We start from the raw sequence: 1294 nt of genomic DNA on the forward strand, positions 1-1294 counted from the left end.
GGGAGCGTGCGGCGGGCGGGAAAGCCGCCGCGCGCGGGAAAGCGGACACGGCGCGGACGTCGGGCGAGGCGGGTGCGGAGGAGGCCGGTCCGGTCATCCGCACCCGGGGTCTGACCAAGCGCTACCGGGGCGGCCAGCTCGCCGTGGACAGCCTCGACCTGACCGTGCCCGGCGGCACCGTCTTCGGCTTCCTCGGCCCCAACGGCTCCGGGAAGACCACCACGATCCGGATGCTGATGGGCCTCATCGCCCCGACGTTCGGTACCGCGGAGGTACTCGGCCGCCCGATGCCGGGGGCCGTCCGCACGGTGCTGCCGGAGGTCGGCGCGCTGATCGAGGGGCCCGCGCTGTACGGCTTCCTGAACGGCCGGGAGAACCTCCTGTGCTACGACCGGGCCGACCCCACCGCCGACCCGCGCACCCGCGGGATCCGCGTCGACGAGGCCCTGGAGCGGGTCGGCCTCTCCGCCGCCTCCGGGAAGAAGGCCAAGGCGTACTCCCTCGGCATGAAGCAGCGCCTCGGGCTCGCCTCCGCCCTGCTGCGGCCGCGCCGGCTGCTGGTCCTGGACGAGCCGACCAACGGCCTCGACCCGCAGGGCATGCGCGAGATCCGTTCCCTGGTCCGGGAGCTCGCCGCCGAGGGCACCACGGTGTTCCTCTCCTCCCATCTGCTGGACGAGATCGAGCAGGTCTGTACGCACGCCGCGGTGATGGCCCGGGGCCGCCTGATCGTCCAGGGCACGGTCGCCGAGCTCGCCGAGGGCGCCCGGGGCCAGCTCGCCGTCACCACCCCCGACCCCGGGGACGCGGTCCGCATCCTCAAGGAGCACGGGCTCACCGGCCTGAGCGCCGACGGAGACCGGCTGACCGCCGACGCCCCGCCCGCCGACGTGGACCTCGCCGACCTCAACGCGGCGCTGGTGGCCGGCGGGGTGCGGGTGCGGTTCTTCGGCGTCGAGCGGGGCTCGCTGGAGGACGCCTTCGTCGCACTCACGGGAGAGGGATTCGATGTCGCAGGCTGAGACGGCACCGCAGGCCGGGACAGCACCGCACGCCGGGACGGCGGAAGCCGGCGATCCGGCGGGTCCTCGTGATCCGGTCCGTCCCCGCGATCCGGCGCGTCCCCGCAACCCGTTGTGGACGCTGGGTCTCCTCCGGTCCGAGATCACCACGCTGCTCCGCCGCCACCGGACCTTCGCCCTGCTCGGCGTGCTCGCCGCCGTACCCGTACTCATCGGGATCGCGGTCCGCATCGAGACGGGCGGCGGCGGTGGCGGGGCGGGCGGCCCCGACG

At 75.0% G+C, this 1294-nt stretch carries 1 protein-coding gene and 1 pseudogene; both read left to right on the forward strand.

Annotation, left to right across the window (positions count from 1 at the left end):
* Positions 1-95 precede the first annotated feature (95 nt).
* Positions 96-1022, forward strand: a complete 927-nt coding sequence (locus HET64_RS38470; protein WP_215111858.1) for an ABC transporter ATP-binding protein — start codon at positions 96-98, stop codon at positions 1020-1022.
* Positions 1009-1294: pseudogene (locus tag HET64_RS39555) on the forward strand (ABC transporter permease); the annotation flags it as partial. The gene HET64_RS38470 and the pseudogene HET64_RS39555, both read left to right, overlap by 14 nt.

Source organism: Streptomyces sp. McG3 (assembly GCF_018619185.1).
Classification (GTDB): Bacteria; Actinomycetota; Actinomycetes; order Streptomycetales; family Streptomycetaceae; genus Streptomyces.